This is a genomic window from Halomonas elongata DSM 2581, assembly GCF_000196875.2.
Taxonomy (GTDB): domain Bacteria; phylum Pseudomonadota; class Gammaproteobacteria; order Pseudomonadales; family Halomonadaceae; genus Halomonas; species Halomonas elongata.
The window spans coordinates 2,707,710-2,723,135 of sequence record NC_014532.2; the positions used below are offsets into that span (position 1 = coordinate 2,707,710).

15 protein-coding genes and 1 tRNA gene are annotated in these 15,426 nt (G+C 60.2%); 7 read left to right on the plus strand and 9 right to left on the minus strand.

Going from position 1 to position 15,426, the window contains the following annotated elements:
* Nucleotides 1-257: 257 nt before the first annotated feature.
* The 6 genes from HELO_RS12690 to HELO_RS12715 form a co-directional block, all read right to left on the minus strand.
* Complete coding sequence (locus tag HELO_RS12690) at nucleotides 258-539, minus strand: hypothetical protein (RefSeq protein ID WP_041602131.1); 282 nt, start codon at nucleotides 537-539, stop codon at nucleotides 258-260.
* A gap of 4 nt (nucleotides 540-543) precedes the next feature.
* Nucleotides 544-1,548 carry a type IV secretion system protein gene (locus tag HELO_RS12695; RefSeq protein ID WP_013333056.1) on the minus strand — a complete coding sequence of 335 codons (1,005 nt, stop codon included), beginning with the start codon at nucleotides 1,546-1,548 and terminating at the stop codon, nucleotides 544-546.
* Between the two features lie 2 nt (nucleotides 1,549-1,550).
* Complete coding sequence (locus tag HELO_RS12700) at nucleotides 1,551-1,835, minus strand: EexN family lipoprotein (RefSeq protein WP_223287526.1); 285 nt, start codon at nucleotides 1,833-1,835, stop codon at nucleotides 1,551-1,553.
* An 8-nt stretch (nucleotides 1,836-1,843) separates the two neighbouring features.
* Nucleotides 1,844-2,497 (minus strand): type IV secretion system protein, encoded by a 654-nt coding sequence (locus HELO_RS12705; RefSeq protein WP_013333057.1) that lies wholly within the window; start codon nucleotides 2,495-2,497, stop codon nucleotides 1,844-1,846.
* A gap of 384 nt (nucleotides 2,498-2,881) precedes the next feature.
* Complete coding sequence (locus HELO_RS19200) at nucleotides 2,882-3,553, minus strand: hypothetical protein (protein WP_145924101.1); 672 nt, start codon at nucleotides 3,551-3,553, stop codon at nucleotides 2,882-2,884.
* 46 nt (nucleotides 3,554-3,599) lie between these two features.
* Nucleotides 3,600-3,812: a plasmid-related protein gene (locus HELO_RS12715; protein WP_082995255.1), complete on the minus strand. Its 213-nt coding sequence runs from the start codon at nucleotides 3,810-3,812 to the stop codon at nucleotides 3,600-3,602.
* A gap of 175 nt (nucleotides 3,813-3,987) precedes the next feature.
* Here HELO_RS12715 and HELO_RS19205 point away from each other — a divergent pair, with 175 nt between their 5' ends.
* Nucleotides 3,988-4,743: a hypothetical protein gene (locus HELO_RS19205; RefSeq protein ID WP_157953422.1), complete on the plus strand. Its 756-nt coding sequence runs from the start codon at nucleotides 3,988-3,990 to the stop codon at nucleotides 4,741-4,743.
* Nucleotides 4,744-4,963: 220 nt separating this feature from the next.
* On the opposite strand, the gene HELO_RS12720 is transcribed toward HELO_RS19205, so the two are convergent.
* The 3 genes from HELO_RS12720 to HELO_RS12730 form a co-directional block, all read right to left on the minus strand.
* Nucleotides 4,964-6,022, minus strand: a complete 1,059-nt coding sequence (locus HELO_RS12720; protein ID WP_013333058.1) for a tyrosine-type recombinase/integrase — start codon at nucleotides 6,020-6,022, stop codon at nucleotides 4,964-4,966.
* Nucleotides 6,023-6,119: 97 nt separating this feature from the next.
* Nucleotides 6,120-6,196, minus strand: a tRNA-Ile gene (locus tag HELO_RS12725).
* A 57-nt stretch (nucleotides 6,197-6,253) separates the two neighbouring features.
* Complete coding sequence (locus HELO_RS12730; RefSeq protein WP_013333059.1) at nucleotides 6,254-7,291, minus strand: hypothetical protein; 1,038 nt, start codon at nucleotides 7,289-7,291, stop codon at nucleotides 6,254-6,256.
* A 173-nt stretch (nucleotides 7,292-7,464) separates the two neighbouring features.
* On the opposite strand from HELO_RS12730, the gene HELO_RS12735 reads away from it, so the two are divergent.
* The 6 genes from HELO_RS12735 (at nucleotide 7,465) to HELO_RS12760 (ending at nucleotide 15,395) form a co-directional block, all read left to right on the plus strand.
* On the plus strand, nucleotides 7,465-9,576 hold the full coding sequence (locus tag HELO_RS12735; protein ID WP_013333060.1) for a TonB-dependent receptor: 2,112 nt from the start codon (nucleotides 7,465-7,467) through the stop codon (nucleotides 9,574-9,576).
* Nucleotides 9,577-9,745: 169 nt separating this feature from the next.
* The gene (gene fhuF / locus HELO_RS12740; protein WP_013333061.1) at nucleotides 9,746-10,516 is read left to right on the plus strand and encodes a siderophore-iron reductase FhuF; all 771 of its coding nucleotides are present in this window, start codon (nucleotides 9,746-9,748) and stop codon (nucleotides 10,514-10,516) included.
* Nucleotides 10,513-11,460, plus strand: coding sequence for a helix-turn-helix transcriptional regulator (locus tag HELO_RS12745; protein ID WP_013333062.1), 948 nt, complete (start codon nucleotides 10,513-10,515; stop codon nucleotides 11,458-11,460). The genes fhuF and HELO_RS12745 overlap by 4 nt, the downstream gene beginning before the upstream one ends.
* Before the next feature lie 119 nt (nucleotides 11,461-11,579).
* Entirely contained in the window at nucleotides 11,580-13,667 is a 2,088-nt protein-coding gene (locus HELO_RS12750; protein WP_013333063.1) for a TonB-dependent siderophore receptor, read from the plus strand.
* Between the two features lie 166 nt (nucleotides 13,668-13,833).
* Nucleotides 13,834-14,670: a sterol desaturase family protein gene (locus HELO_RS12755; protein ID WP_013333064.1), complete on the plus strand. Its 837-nt coding sequence runs from the start codon at nucleotides 13,834-13,836 to the stop codon at nucleotides 14,668-14,670.
* Between the two features lie 104 nt (nucleotides 14,671-14,774).
* Nucleotides 14,775-15,395 carry a class I SAM-dependent methyltransferase gene (locus HELO_RS12760; RefSeq protein WP_013333065.1) on the plus strand — a complete coding sequence of 207 codons (621 nt, stop codon included), beginning with the start codon at nucleotides 14,775-14,777 and terminating at the stop codon, nucleotides 15,393-15,395.
* Nucleotides 15,396-15,426: the final 31 nt, after the last annotated feature.

Below are 15,426 nucleotides of genomic sequence, written 5' to 3' on the forward strand. Positions count from 1 at the left end.
TCAAGTCCCCCAATCTTTTCGTACGCACGAAAAACATTACAGCCCAGCGACCGCAAGTACTCCCCATTAGTCGTTGTTTCTGGGGCCCACAAAAGTCCCGCTCCTTGCGAGACTCGATCCAGCCGGTGGCTCAGCATGTTCGCGCCGACGCTTGGCTAGTTCGGCCTTTGCCCACTGCCCGTCCTGTCGCATCTCTTGCCGCAGAGCCTCAATCTCGGCCGGGGTCAGCCGCCGCCACCCAGGATCCTCATTCGGCGTCATGAGCGTTTCCCCCGCGCATCGCGGCGAAGATGGGGATAAACCGCATTGCGCCATCGCCACTGGAGAACGCACACGGCCACGCCAGCTCCACCGACGAACAAGGTTCGGACGGCCTCGCCATCGCCGGTCAATGCATTCCAGATCATGTCAGGCAGTCCAGGGAGCAGGGCCACGAATAGCGTGACTCCCATGACCAGCAACAGGCCAGAAAACACCAGGTCCCACCCACGTTGAATGCGTGCCCAACGGGCGCGCCAGATACCCTTTTTCCCCTCCATGCCGTTATCCTCCCGTGATGGTGTTCGCACCGAAGCGTTTCTGGTATGCCCGATGGGCAGCTTTGCCGGCCTTGTAGGCGCCTTTGGCAGGGGCAGCAGCAGCACTTCCCGCCAGACGGGCGTCATGGCTAACACGGCGAGCCTGACGACGCATCGTGGTAGGCCGCATGGAGCTCATCGCAGACGACAACGCTCCCTGCGTTGCCAGGGCGACCCCACCGCCTAGACCTGACGCGATGGCCGGTACCTGTTTGATGACCAGGCCGGCGAGGAAAAAAAATGCGCACAGATATGCGGCTGAGGTCATGCTGGTCATATCGCTGGTAGACGACTCAACCAGGGTCATGAATGCCTCACTGGTGTCGACAGCCATCCGGCCAATAGATGAACCCAGGATCAGGATCATGCCGAAATTCATGACCTGGGCCAGCCAGGCCTCGAAAAATTTCTGAGTTGCATTGAACAGCAGGCCGATGATGAACAACGGCCCGACAGCGAGCAGGCCAGCCGTCACAATTTTGCTGGCTAGGATCAAGAATGCCACGATGACGGTGACGGCGGCACCAAATACCATAATCAGGGCGCCGACCAGGTACATGCCAAAGTCCCCATCGAGGACCCCGGCTTCCTCCCATGCTTCATCTGCCAGCCCCAGTACGCGGGAGAATAGCTGATCCAGGAGCTGGGCAGATCCCCCATCGGTGCCAGTCACAACAGCAGCGACGGTCCCCGGACCTTGGGCCAACATATCCACGACGACATCCATATAGGTGCCGACAGTCAGGCCCAGGGCCATGATAAAGCCGATGCGTAGAATCCGAAAAACCCCTTCCTGTAGGGGCTCAGCGACCTTGCCGAACATCATTGCGTAGCCCCAGATGGCGATCCAAATGATCAACATGGAGGTGAAAATGGGGCTGAGGAAGGCGATCAAATCACCTACGGTGCTGTAGACATAGCCGTCCAGTGTATTGTCTACAATCCGAAAAATGCCCTCGAACACATTCATGGCTAATCCTCCCCGTCTTCCAGGGTCGACAGATCGAGTTCAAATTCCTCGCCGCTACTCAGCAACTTCATCGCCTGCCGAGCGTTAATGCAGTTGGAATCGTCTTTCAGTTCGCCTGGATTATTACCGCATTTTTCCAGCATCACTTGACGCTCGGCGTCATGCGCTTTGTACCAGTCCACGGGCTTGATTGTTCCGGTATCCGGGGTGTCGTCGAAGCACCCGGTCAACGCGACGCTGACCAGGGCCACAGCGGCAAAATTTCGTGCGCACGAAAAACCCATCATTTGTCTCCTTACCATTTTAGCTCGAACGGCTCGCCCGAGTTCTGGATACGCATTTGCCGTGCTCGTCGTTGCTGAACGGCCTGGTTGGCCGTAGCCACGGAGCGCAGCATGGTCAGCTTGGCCATCTCGTTTTGCAGCAGCACTTCCTCGGCGCCAATGCGTGCCTGAAGGTCCAGAATGTCCTTCTGGTCCGGGCTGTTGTTGACCTGGGCCACCAGGCCGGTCAGCTCGCTGAAGCGTTCCTGGGCCTGTTCCAGGCTTTTTTGGGACTGAGCCAGCCACTCGGCCGCATGATTGTTGCCGGCGTCGTAAAGCTCGCCAGCATCACCCGACAAGCCGAGATCGCCGCTACCTTGAATGCCGTAGCGGTTCAGGACGTCTTCCGGGTCGACCTTCACTGTTCGGTCGTAAACGGAATCAATGACATTCGCCAGGCCGCGAGACCCGCTCATGTTGTCCAGTTGCCGGTTAGCCGTCGCGAGTTGGCGTTTCATCTTGTCGATTTGGTTCAGCATGTGCTGGACCTGTGCAATCGACTGAGTCAGGTTCGACACATCGATGACCGGAATCCCGCCGGCCATCATCGGCTGGGACAGGCCGATGGAGGTCGCCAGGGCCAAACCGGCGACCATTTTTCGTGCGCACGAAAAATTTATGTTCATGATTCGGTCTCCTAGTGGTGCGCGGGCTTGTCTCGCAGGCGGCTACGTTTCCGCTGGAGCGTCAGCGCCCTTTTCTCATACTGCAATGATTTCGTATCAATGGATTCCATTACCTCGGTCAGTTCCTCGACGCAGGTTGTGAAATCCTTGGGGGGCAGGATGGCTCCCTCATCCAGGTAGTCGCGAGCATGACTAGCGATGGCTATCAGCGTTCTGATCTCGTTATCAAGATAGAGACGCTCGACTTCCTGGTCCCGCACCAATCGGGAAAGGTCGTTGTCTGTGATACACTCTTAATTAGCCATAATTGCCTCCTGGTCAGGCAGTTGTGGTTAGGTGCGGTTGCCGGGGCCGTCATCCCCGTTGCCGCGCCGTCTCATCTCGTCATTGCTCATGGTCGAGTCCCTTCAATGTTTCGCGCATCGCCTCCACCGCAGCGGTGCCAACTAGATCACTCCCGTAACGCCTGGCGATGAGGTCGGCTTGCTGCTGGCCCAAAAGCTCCGCCAACTCTGCTCGTGTCAGACCCGAACTTTTTTTATCTGTAGTCTTCTCTGTAGTCATCTCTGTAATAGTTCCAACCTTTGGTCGCACCAAGGGCATCCTACAAAGAGAATCAAGGTTCTCCGTAAGGGAGCTTCTAGATTCTCCCTTTGGGAGAGTCTGGGAAATCCCAGAACCCTCAGGCCCATTATCATCCAGTGCCTCAGCTAAAAGCTGGGCGAGGCGGTCACAATTGATCCGATACCATGTCCTTGCCGGAACACCTCTGCGATCTTCTTCCAACACGCCAATAGCCGATAGTGAGCGGCGCGCTGACACCTGCTGTTTTGGTGATAACCCAGTCTCGGATTCCCAGCTGTCCTCATTCCCAGACTGACTCTTATAAAACCATCCATTGCGTTTCTGGACAGTGGGGGTTCTCGTCCAAAAAAACGCTTGACTGAGAAAAACGGCCCCGGTTACCGTCACTCCTGGAAGGAGAGTAAAAACAGCATGATACGCAACAGTACGCCCCAGCAACGCCGGCAATAGGGATGCATCTATCGCTGCCATGGCATACCTCGTCCCATGTCGATGACAGTATCGTCCATAGTGGCCCTCAAGATTCGTCAATAAGCTCAGCAACGTCACTTGCGCGGAAATAAACACGCCTTCCCACCTTCCGCTTGGCGGAATTCCATTTCACAGCGAACTCAGATTGACTACTCAAAGCTATTCGGAGACCATCTGGACTACGCTTAAGCAATTCAGATAGTTCGACCAAAGAGAGCAACGGTCCGTAACGCTCGAGAAGTTGTTCTTCGGTAGTCATCAGCTTCCTCCTGGTTACCACGTCTCGAGTTTCTAATGATACGATAGGCTTCGGTAACCACCATTTAACGAAAGGTTTCACCATGGATAAAGGCATAAAAACCTCGAGTTTCACGCAAAAGGAAACCAAGCCGTGCCGAAACCGTGGGCGTCCACAACGCCATGAGTGCGAGAGAATGAAGACAATCGCTTGGTACCACTTCTTGGCAGGAGAAATGAGCCCCAGAGAAATGTGCGAGTGCTGGCTACCATTGAGCGACCTTGATCAAGCCACGATATATCGATATCGACGTGGAGATATCTCACCAGGGCAAGACATTCTGGAAGCGGAGGACGAAATATTCCAAGCAGCACGACACGTGTACAACATCGGGCCACTCGAAATGCCACTATGGGACGCCCTGTGGGGTAGTATTACACCATCTGACTTTCGGCTGGCTGATCGCATGATGCCAAGCGGGGACTGGCCAAAAGAAGATACATTAAGTAAAATTTTCTTTGACGACGTAACCCTCGCACGAGTCATCAGCTTTCAAAATACATACCTCTTTGGGCGCTCCAAAAGCCATTCTCCTGGATTAGAAACGCTTATTGCTTCAATACGAGTGTGCCGTTCCTGGATATTACAGGGAGAAGGTAACTCCGCTGCTTTACGAGTGCTCATGGAGGGCTGCATGTCACTACCTGACACGCGGGAACTGCTGAAGCGTCATGGATTGATAAGACCGCTCCAGAACTGGATTTCTTCCCAATTCAGAGCACCTAAGTCTTCGAAACAAGGTTTTTCTTATTGGGCACCATGGATGAGCGACGATGAAGAATTTATGCAGCAATTGGTGATCGCAGATGAGCGAAAGCTTCAGGTCAAGAATACTCTTTTACAAGACTTATTCTCATACGATACATCGAGACTAGGTCAGGATGAATTTTAAACACCTAGCAATAAAATACTAATATAAACAAAAATATGACTCCAGCGCCCTAATAAAAAACACCAATATCATGCATCAAGACTACCAATCCTTATCAAAACATCAAAAAAACCTTTGTTAAATTTATATATGGCTTTTGTCCATTCACAGGTTCAATTTGTTCACACAACCCATCAATTTTTCTGTCGCCATAAATTAAAAAAAGCATTATTTTTGGTTCCTATCCAGTAATATTATCCAATTTCCCAACCAAATCTTCCGCCCTTAGATGTGTATACCGCCGCAGCATCTGCATGGACTTGTGACCACTGATCGTGGCGACCTCCTGATCGGATAGCCCCGCCTCCACCAGCCGGCTGACGGCTTCATGACGTAGGTCATGAAAGCGAAAGTCATCGAGCCCAGCCTGCTTCTTTGCTTGGTTCCAGAGCTTGGTGTAGGCATAGGGGCCGCGCTTGCCGTCCTTTCCAGGTTCGCCGAAGAACACCAGGTCGCAGTCGAATGGCCGCACGGGGTTGTTGAGCGCCTGCTTGAACACTTCCGTGGCAGCCTGAGTCAGCGGCACCAAGCGAGCTTCGTTGTTCTTGGTGTCCGTGAGGCGCACCACGCGGCGCTTCACGTCGACCTGGGAGCGAGTGAGGGTCAGGATCTCTGAGGAGCGCATGCCCGTCTCCAGGGCGATTCTGGCGATCCAGGCCAGCATGGGGTTGCTGTGCTGCCGGAGCACGGCGAACAGGCGCTTCTCCTCGTCGGCGCTCAGGCGCCGGTCGCGCCCTTCTCCAGGGCTGGGTTTGCGGATGTTTTGGACGGGGTTGTAGGTCAGGCCCAGACCCCATTCCTGGATGGCCACAGTATAGAGATGGCCAAGCAGAGCGAGCTCCAGCCGCACGGTATTGGCGCTGATGGGCTGCCCCCGGCGCCCCAGGCTGTTGAGCCGCGTGTCACGGAAGTTGGCGATCAACTCCGGCGTCAGGGCCGCGAGGGAATACTTGCCCAGGTGCTCAATCAGCGTATTGGCCTTGTGGCGTTCGCTCTTCTGGGTGCTGGGCTTCTTGGTAGGGGTAACGTCCGCTAGGTAGCGCTTGAGCGCGGCCTCGAGCGTCATGCGCTCCGAGGCACTGCGCTGGATATAGACGCCACGCACCATTTCATCTTCGGTGCGGCGTGCCCAGTCCTGGGCGTCGCGCTTGGTGCGGAAGGTCTTGGCGGTGGTGGGCCAGCCGGTCTTGCGGATGACGGCTTTCCAGCTACCAGAAGGGGTCTTGACGATGGTGGCCATGAAAATCTCCAGGGGACTGAAGAATCGGTACTGTACCGAAACTGTACCCTTGGACTATGGGACTCACCAGAGAGAATTCGTAAAATGCTGATTTTATTGGTGGGCCCAGCTGGACTCGAACCAGCGACCAAGGGATTATGAGTCCCCTGCTCTAACCAACTGAGCTATAGGCCCGCATCAGCGGTGACGCATGATATCGAAAGCCGCCGGCCGAGGCCAGCGGCGATTCGTTCAAACGAGGCCGAGGATGGTGTAGGGAGCTTCGCAGGCGTGGCGCTCGTCGCGTTCATCGACGCTGCCGAGTTCCATGTTGCGGTCGTTGTCGTAGGCCACGAACAGGCGCTCACGATCGAGTACCGCCAGGCCTTCGGCCTTGTGTTCGAACTCCAGCGGCGCGCCGTCGGGCGTGGTCACCATTTCGGGCGCCCGGCCCTCGCGGAAGTCATCGAGTTCCACCACCCACAGATAGCCGCCGATGCGCTCCTCGCCCGCTTCCTCGGTCTCGAAGCTGGTCAGCAGGTAAAGCCGCGCGTGATAGGGATCGTACTCCAGGCTGGAGAGGCCACACGCGAAGCGCACGCCATCATGCTGGTCGGGATCGAACTGGTAATGCTCGCGTACCGCATCGATGAACTCGATGTTGCCCTGATCGTTGATCTGATAATGGGCGCCCACCAGGCGGCTCACGTATTCGAAATCGTCATGGGCATTGCCCTGCTCGCGCACGCCGAACAACAGCAGGCCGTCGCCTCGTTCGCCCGGCACCGCGGCGAGCCCCTCGATCTTGTAATACGGATGACCGATGGCGCCATTCAGCTTGCGGCGCAGCTCCAGCGACCCTTCCACGCCATCGCGTGGGTCCGGATCCACGACCTGCACCTCATCGGGGCGCCCCAAGGGCCAGATCAGCAGGTGATTGTAATCGTTGAGATCGTTGGTCACCGCATCGATGCGATCGAAACCGGTGGTGGCCAGCACATGGCGGCCGTCGGTAGTCAGCGCCAGATCCTCGTACTTCACGGCCTGCCTGAGCCGTTCGGTGGTCAGGTACTCGAGCCGGGAGTCATCGGGGCCATCGGCGTTCAGCGACAGGGCGAAGATGGCGGAACGCCCTTCCCCGGGAATCGGCTTGTCGCTGGCCAGCAGCAGCCGCGAGCCGTCATAGAGCACGGCAGATACCTCGGCGTTGACCAGCTTGCCCGCCTCGTCACGCAAGCCGGCGGGGAAACAGTGAATGGTGCCTTGCTGTTGAATGCGGGCGTGCGTCATGCGGCCTCCTGGCGAACATAGTGAATCCTCAGTCGCCTACGAGGCCCAAAGGTGCAAAAAGTTCCCCGACCCGCCGTTGATAATGCTTATCAAAGTCATGTTCATTCATTATAATCCCGCCCGTCCCGAAACATTCCGTTCCGTTCTGCTCAACACAAATTACAAGGCACGACATGCATTCCATACGCTTGACAGCCGGGCTCACGGCACTGGTCGGCACCCTGCCCGGCCTGGCACTGGCCCAGGAGACCACCGAACAAGACACCATGGTCGTGGTCGGCTCGCGCACACCTTCCGAAATCAGCCAGATCCCCGGTGCCGTCTGGGTGATCGGCCAGGAGGAACTGCAGGACCAGGTACGCGCCGGCGCCGATCTGAAGACCGCACTCGGCAAGCTGGTGCCGGGGCTGGATCTCGCCCCGCAAGGTCGCACCAACTACGGCCAGAACATGCGCGGTCGCACCGTCCAGGTCCTGATCGACGGCGTCTCGCTGAACAGCTCGCGTGGCATCTCGCGGCAGTTCGATTCCATCGATCCGTTCAATATCGAGCGTGTCGAGGTGCTCTCCGGTGCCAGCAGCCTGTACGGTGGCGGCGCGACCGGTGGTCTGATCAACATCATCACCAAGAAGGGCGAGCGCGAGGGCTTTCACCTGGCCACCGAGACCAGCGTGACCTCCGGCTTCAACGATGATAACGACCTGCGCTACCGCCTCGCCCAATCGATCAGTGGCGGCACCGAGAAGGTCAAGGGCCGCATCGCCGCTGCCTACGAAGACAATGGCCGCCACTACGACGCCAACGGCCAGGAAATCTTCCCCGACATCGCCCAGACCGATCTGCAGGACAACCGCAGCATCGATGTAATGGGCAGCCTTGATATCCGCCTGGCCGAGCAGCAGACCCTGCAATTCACTGCTCAGATCTACGAGTCCGGCTACGAGGGGGATCGCGGCGTCTACTTCCCCAACCTGGACGCCCCCACGCCGAATCTCGACGATGCCGAGATCCGCGACGGCTACGACTCCGACCGCGACCCGGCCACCGACCGCAAGATGGTCAACCTGCAGTACCACCATGGTGACCTGCTGGGCCAGGACTTCTATCTGCAGGCCTATCATCGTGAGGAGGAAGCCAGCTTCCAGGCCTTCCCCTATCCGGTCGATGGTGGCTATCAGTTCAAGGTCTCCAAGCAGAACACCGATCTTTCCGGGCTCAAGGCACTGTTCGATGCCGACCTGACCGACAACCTGTCGCTGACCTACGGAATGGACCTGGACCGCGAAACCTTCGACGCCAACCAGATGTCGTTCAGCAAGGCGGCCTCCGACGCCAGCGGCGGCCTGGTACAACGGGATGCCGGGACAGAGCCGCGTTATCCGAGCTACCAGGTCGACGGCATCTCCGCCTTTGCCCAGAGCGAATGGCAGGTCACCGAAGGGCTTAAGCTCTCCGCCGGCGTGCGCCAGCAGCACATGGACGTCGAGGTCGAGGACTTCAAGGGCATTCCCGGCGGCAAGAATGACTATGACGCCACCCTGGTCAACGCCAGCGCCCTCTACGACTATGGCAATGGCCACCAGAACTGGCTGCAGTTCAGCCAGGGCTTCGAGCTGCCCGACCCGGCCAAGTACTATGGCAAGAGCGCCGAGGTGAACGTGGCCGAAAACCCGCTTTCCGCCATCAAGACCGATCAGGTCGAGATCGGCTGGCGCTATCGCGGAGCCGACTGGATGACCCAGGCGGCCCTCTATTACGCCTGGTCGGACAAGGCCGTGGAGAACGCCGAGGACCTCAGCGTCAGCGTGATCGATCAGAAGAAGCGTGACTACGGCTTCGAAGGCTCGGTGACCCGTTATTTCGATAATGGCCTCGAGGTCGGCAGCACCCTGCACATGGTCCGTTCCGAGCAGAAGAACGACGATGGCGACTGGGAAAAGCGCGACGCCCGCTATGCCTCGCTCTCCTCCGCCACGGCCTACGTCGGCTGGCATGATCCGAATGGCGAGCGTTCCGCGCGTCTCCAGGCCAACCATGCTTTCGACCTGGAGGATGCCGAAGACCGCGAGATCGAGGGCTACACCACCCTGGATCTGTCGTTGAGCCAGCGCCTGCCGGTGGGCGAACTCAGCCTCGGCGTCTCCAACCTGCTCGACAAGCAGTACTCCACGGTCTGGGGCCAGCGCGCGGCGATGTTCTACTCGCCCTACTACGGCCCGGAATACCTCTACGACTATCAGGGACGCGGGCGCACCTTCACGCTCGGCTGGTCGATGGCTTACTGAACCACGACCTGCCAGCACCCACCGCCAAGTATCCCGCGTGGCGGCAATATTCGGGGACGACACCAGTCGTCCCTTTTTTGCACCTGGCCATCACGCAAGCACGCCGTTATTTTGATAACGATTCCCATTTGTTTTAGTATTCCGACACCTTCATCTTCGACGGTGTCCCATGTCCTTCGCGCTGTCATCGCTGTACATCGGCCCCATGGAGCAGTTGACGCCACCGCGCGTATCGACTCGCGCCACGCCCGATACCATTGCGGCCGCCGAGCTTCTGGACCCGGCCCGCCTCGAAGCGTTGATGGCCGATTTCAGCGCCCGCTACCCCGGTGGTGACCGCCGAGCCCTGGTCTCGCTATGGACGAAGTGGCATTTCGCCACCCTGGCCGCCACGACACTGGCCGCCAACCTGATCCTGGAGCGCGACCTACCCCTGGGGCTGGACGACCTGCGCCTGATCCTGGCGCCGGAAGGCCATATCGCAGGCCTGTGCCTGAAGAATGAGGGCCGCCCCCTGGCCGAGCTGGACGGCACCGCACGTTTCACCACCCTGATCGATGATCACCTGACACCCTTGATCGAAGGCCTGGCAGCCTATTCCGGGGCCTCGCCCAAGGTGTTCTGGAGCAATGCCGGCAACTACTTCGAGTATTTCGTCAGCGCCCTGCCGACTCACCCAATGGCCTCGGAGGCGATGACTGAACCGGCCCAGCGGCTGATGGCATCCCGCACCCTGGCCGATGGACGCCGCAACCCGCTGTACCAGCCGGTGCGTTATGTCGATACAGACCATGTCGAAACGGACCATGTCGACGCGAACGACGAGGCCGCTCCCAGGCGGGTGCGCCGGCTGTGCTGCATCCGCTACCTGATCGACGAACTCGGTTACTGCGGCAACTGTCCGCTGGAGTGCCGGCGTCGCCCGGTGGAGGCGACATGACGAGCCTCTCTGCCGAGTGCCAGCGCGTCCGGGCGCATACCTCGCAGGATCTCAGGGCCTATGGACGGCACTACGGCATCGATTACCACTTCCCCCATCTGGACGACCGGCCACGGACCGTGCTGCACGGCCGGGTGCAGGAACTGACTCCCGGTCCCGGCATGCAGTTGGTGGCTTCCGACATCGAAGTGCTGGAACGCTACGACTCTCGCTCCCGAGTCCCGGCGCCGCTGTCGATCATCGTCATGCTGGAAGGTGAGGCTGAGGTCAGCCTGGCGCAGCATCGCCTGACACTGCGCCCCGGCATGGCGCTCAGCGTCCAGCTCGACGACCGGCACGGTCTAGGCGCCGTGCAACCTGCCGGACAACGCATCCGCGCCCTGACCCTGGGGCTCGACGAATCCCGGCTGACCGCCCTGGTCGGTGAATCCGTTCCCTATCAGGGCTCGCGCATGCGTGCCTGGCGCCTGCCGGCGACACTGCGCAGCGCCCTCGATGAGGCCATCGACACGCCCCTGGGCGACACCGCGCAACGCCTGCAGCTCGAGGGCCTGAGCCTGCAACTGCTGGCCCATGGACTGCCCGACACCCGCCAAGCATCGCCACCCGCCACGGCCCCGCCCCCGGGCGAACGACAACGTCTCGAGCGGGTCCGCGAGGCCCTGCGAGCCGACCCGACCCGGGAACACCGCCTCGAGTCCCTGGCCAGGCTCGCCGCCATGAGCCCCGCCAGCCTGAGACGCAAGTACCGCGCCGCCTTCGGCAAGAGCGTCTTCGACGACCTGCGCGAATACCGGCTCAGCCTGGCACGCGACTACCTGACCCGAGGCTTCAGCGTGCAGCAGGCCGCCCATTTCTGTGGTTATCGCCACGCCAGCAACTTCGCCACCGCCTTCCGACGCCATTACGGCGTCGCGCCGAGTTCCCTCGCCGAGCATCTCTGAGCACCGCGCATAAGCAGGTGAGCGCCCTGCATACTCATGACGGCCCATTAAAGGCAATAATTCTCATTATATTCAACCTCCTTGGTCCGACAACAGCATAACCCCACAGGATACCCTGCATGTTCCGACCCACTCCCCTGGCGCTTGCCATCGCCCTGGCAACCTCCGGTACCACCCTGATCGCCCAGGCCCAGCAGGCCGAACAGCTCGACACCGTGACCGTCACCGGCACGGCGGCGACCAAGACCGAAACGCCCTTCAACGAGACGCCCCAGGCCACCTCTCGGGTCGAACGCGAAGACTGGGAGGAAAAAGGCGCCGAGACAGTACAACGCGCCCTGAACTATACGGCGGGGGTCTACGCCAACCAGGTCGGCGCCTCCAATCGCTACGACTACATCGTGATGCGCGGCTTCTCCGACGGTAGCCTGAGCAACACCTTCCTCGACGGCCTCAAGCTGATGGGCGATGCCAATTCCTACAGCTCGCTGGTCATCGATCCCTACTTCCTCGACAACCTCGAGGTGGTCAAGGGACCGGCCTCGGTACTCTATGGTCGCGCATCTCCCGGCGGCCTGGTCTCGATGACCAGCAAGCGGCCCGAGTTCGAGGACAGCGGGGAGATCCGTGTCGGCGTGGGCAACAATGCCCAGCGCAGTGCCGCCTTCGATCTCACCGGACCGCTGGACGACGAACGCCGCCTCGCCTTCCGCCTGACCGGCAAGGCCAGCGCCGCCGACACCCAGTTCGGCCCGGTCGAGGAAAAGCGCTATGCCATCGCCCCTCAACTGACCTGGGACATCACCGATGCCACCAGCCTGACCCTGCACGCCTATCTGCAAAAGGATCCCGAGGGCGGCTATCACTCCGGCGTGCCCTATGAAGGCGCGGTGAAAAGTCGTAACGGCCGGAAGATCGACAACAACTTCTTCGACGGCGAGGACGACTACGACAAGTTCGAGCGCACCCAGCGCCTGATCGGCTACGACCTGGAACACCGCTTCAACGACGACTGGACAGCGCGCCAGAAGCTGCTCTACCTGAATACCGATGTTCATATGGATCAGGTCGCGCAGTTGGGCTGGATCGATGAAACCAATGAGCTTTCCCGCGCTTATTACGGCGCCGAGGAGTCACTCCAGGCATGGACACTGGATAACCAAGTCGAAGCCAACCTCAACAGTGGCTTCATCGACCATACCGTGCTGCTCGGAGTGGATTATCAGAAGCGCAAGAACGATGTGGTGCATTCCACCACTGGGGCTTCCTCCATCAATCCGTTCGACCCGCAGTACAGCGGCAGTCTCACCGGCGATGCTTCCGTTTATGCCGACGAGCGTCACGAACTGAGCCAGACCGGGGTCTATATCCAGGACCAGATGGCCATCGGCAACTGGCGCCTGTCTCTCGGCGGCCGCTACGACTGGGTCGACATCGAGAACACCGACAAGGACAGCGGCGCCACCAGCAACCTGGACGACACCCAGTTCAGTGGCCGCGCCGGCCTGCTCTATGCGTTCGACAATGGCGTCTCGCCCTACATCAGCTACTCGACCGCCTTCACGCCGACCAGCTTCGTCGACGAAAACGGCGACCTGCTCAAGCCCATGGAAGGCCAGCAGCTCGAGGCCGGGGTGAAGTACCAGCCCAACGGCACCCAGGACCGTTACAGCCTGGCGCTGTTCCATATCGATCAGGAGAACGTGGCCACCAAGGAGCAGCCCGCCGATCCCTACGAGGCCATCGGCGAGATCGAGTCTCAGGGCGTCGAGCTCGAGGCCCACACCCAACTGACCGACAACCTGCGCCTGCAGGCCAGCTACAGCTTCACCGACATCACCTATGCCAAGAGCGACGACGGCAACGAAGGCAACCGCGCCATCTATGCGCCGCGTCACCAGGCATCGGTCTGGGGCCATTACCGCTTCCACGGCGGCACGCTCGCCGGTCTCGGTGCCGGCCTCGGCGTTCGCTACCGCGCCGATATCCAGGCCGACCGTGCCAACACCGAGACAGTGCCGGACTACACCCTGGTCGACGCCGCCCTGAGCTACGACTTCGCCAATGTCGGCCTGAAGGGCGTTACCGGTCGTATCAACGTCAACAACCTGCTGGACAAGGAATACGTGGCCTCCTGCAACTCGCTGCAGTACTGCTACTTCGGCGCCGAACGCAGCGTGAAGGCCACCGTCAGCTACGCCTTTTAATTGCTGCGCTCCCTGAGCGTTGAGTCGTCGTCCGCCAGTTGGAATCATCCAACACCTTGACCTGATACCCCGGTGTGGCCTCCTCCCACCGGGGTTGATCTCTTCCCGGCCCTGGCAATACTGGGGAAAATGGACTTTCTCCATTTCCAGCCAACCGGTGAACGCCATGATCGACACGATATTGATGCATGAACCGGCGATCCGGCTCGGCGTCTTCACCGGCGTCCTGGCGGCGATGGCACTCTGGGAAATCGCCGCACCGCGTCGGCCCCAGCACTACTCCCGCCGGCAGCGCTGGCCACACAACTTGATGATCGTGGCACTCGACACCCTGGCGGTACGCCTGGTCTTCCCGCTGGCAGCCGTCGGAGCCGCCCATGTCGCGGCCGAGCGTGGCTGGGGGCTGTTCAACACCCTGGCGTCTCCGGGCTGGCTGGCAGTCGTGGTGTCGTTCGTGGCGCTGGACATGGCCATCTACTTCCAGCATCGGCTGTTCCATGCCGTGCCCTGGTTCTGGCGACTGCATCGCATGCACCATGCCGATCTCGAATTCGACGTGACCACCGGACTCCGCTTTCATCCCCTGGAGATTCTGCTCTCGATGGTCATCAAGCTTGCCGCGGTTACAGCGCTGGGCGCACCGGTGCTCGCGGTGCTGATCTTCGAGGTCGTGCTCAATGCCACCTCGATGTTCAACCATGGCAATGTGCGCCTGCCCGGCTGGCTCGACCGGCACCTGCGGCGGTTCGTGGTCACTCCGGAGATGCACCGTGTGCATCACTCGATCATCCCCCGGGAGACCGACAGCAACTTCGGCTTCAACCTGCCCTGGTGGGACCACCTGTTCGGCACCTACCGCGCCCAACCCGCTGCCGGCCACCTCGGCATGACGATCGGCCTCGAGGCGTTCCGGAACGCCCGCGCCCTCAGGCTGGATCGCCTGTTGATCCAGCCGTTTGTCGACACGTCTCGTCACGAGAGCGAGAGCAAGCCGCGGTCCTGAACAGGTACCGGGCACGACCATCGGACAACGGGAGGCAACGGCATGGTAGAGTGCCGGCAGCCCCCGAGAATCGGGATGCAATCCGCAATGGTTGGCAATGCCTGATGTCCTTTTACGAGAATCGTGTTCTGCCTCACCTCCTTCACCTGGCATGTGGCAACAAGGTGATCGAGCGACAGCGAGCGGCCCTGGTGCCGGAAGCACAAGGGCGAGTCCTCGAGGTCGGCATGGGGTCCGGGCTCAACCTGCCCCACTACGATCCCCGGCGAGTCGAACTGGTGTGGGGACTCGAACCCTCCGCGGGCATGCGCCGCAAGGCCCGCCGCGGCGTCGCCGACGCGCCGTTCGAGGTACGCTGGCTGGACCTGCCGGGCGAGGAAATCCCGCTGGAAACCGACAGCGTGGACACTGTGGTACTCACCTATACCCTGTGCACGATTCCGGACTGGCATCGCGCTCTCGAGCAGATACGCCGAGTGCTCAAGCCGAACGGTCGGCTGCTGTTCTGCGAGCACGGCATGGCGCCCGATGAGGCCGTGCGACAGTGGCAGGATCGCGCCGATCCCTGGTGGGGCCGGATGGCCGGCGGATGCCATCTCAACCGCGCCATCCCCGACCTCATCGAGCGTACCGGCTTCGGCATTCAAGACCTGGAAGCGGGCTACCTGCCAAAGGTTCCGAAATTCGTCGGCTTCCATTTCCGGGGCGTCGCCATTCCCCGCTGACGCCGCCGACCACGCCATAGGCCGGGCGGAC

What these genes read in the sequence shown, in the direction of transcription:
- HELO_RS12690 (WP_041602131.1), bottom strand. Translation starts at nt 539, where the DNA reads ATGGAGGGGAAAAAGGGTATCTGGCGCGCCCGTTGGGCACGCATTCAA.
- HELO_RS12695 (WP_013333056.1), bottom strand. Translation starts at nt 1,548, where the DNA reads ATGAATGTGTTCGAGGGCATTTTTCGGATTGTAGACAATACACTGGAC.
- HELO_RS19205 (WP_157953422.1), top strand. Translation starts at nt 3,988, where the DNA reads ATGAAGACAATCGCTTGGTACCACTTCTTGGCAGGAGAAATGAGCCCC.
- HELO_RS12700 (WP_223287526.1), bottom strand. Translation starts at nt 1,835, where the DNA reads ATGATGGGTTTTTCGTGCGCACGAAATTTTGCCGCTGTGGCCCTGGTC.
- HELO_RS19200 (WP_145924101.1), bottom strand. Translation starts at nt 3,553, where the DNA reads ATGGCAGCGATAGATGCATCCCTATTGCCGGCGTTGCTGGGGCGTACT.
- HELO_RS12735 (WP_013333060.1), top strand. Translation starts at nt 7,465, where the DNA reads ATGCATTCCATACGCTTGACAGCCGGGCTCACGGCACTGGTCGGCACC.
- HELO_RS12705 (WP_013333057.1), bottom strand. Translation starts at nt 2,497, where the DNA reads ATGAACATAAATTTTTCGTGCGCACGAAAAATGGTCGCCGGTTTGGCC.
- HELO_RS12730 (WP_013333059.1), bottom strand. Translation starts at nt 7,291, where the DNA reads ATGACGCACGCCCGCATTCAACAGCAAGGCACCATTCACTGTTTCCCC.
- HELO_RS12755 (WP_013333064.1), top strand. Translation starts at nt 13,834, where the DNA reads ATGATCGACACGATATTGATGCATGAACCGGCGATCCGGCTCGGCGTC.
- HELO_RS12720 (WP_013333058.1), bottom strand. Translation starts at nt 6,022, where the DNA reads ATGGCCACCATCGTCAAGACCCCTTCTGGTAGCTGGAAAGCCGTCATC.
- HELO_RS12745 (WP_013333062.1), top strand. Translation starts at nt 10,513, where the DNA reads ATGACGAGCCTCTCTGCCGAGTGCCAGCGCGTCCGGGCGCATACCTCG.
- HELO_RS12715 (WP_082995255.1), bottom strand. Translation starts at nt 3,812, where the DNA reads ATGACTACCGAAGAACAACTTCTCGAGCGTTACGGACCGTTGCTCTCT.
- fhuF (WP_013333061.1), top strand. Translation starts at nt 9,746, where the DNA reads ATGTCCTTCGCGCTGTCATCGCTGTACATCGGCCCCATGGAGCAGTTG.
- HELO_RS12750 (WP_013333063.1), top strand. Translation starts at nt 11,580, where the DNA reads ATGTTCCGACCCACTCCCCTGGCGCTTGCCATCGCCCTGGCAACCTCC.
- HELO_RS12760 (WP_013333065.1), top strand. Translation starts at nt 14,775, where the DNA reads ATGTCCTTTTACGAGAATCGTGTTCTGCCTCACCTCCTTCACCTGGCA.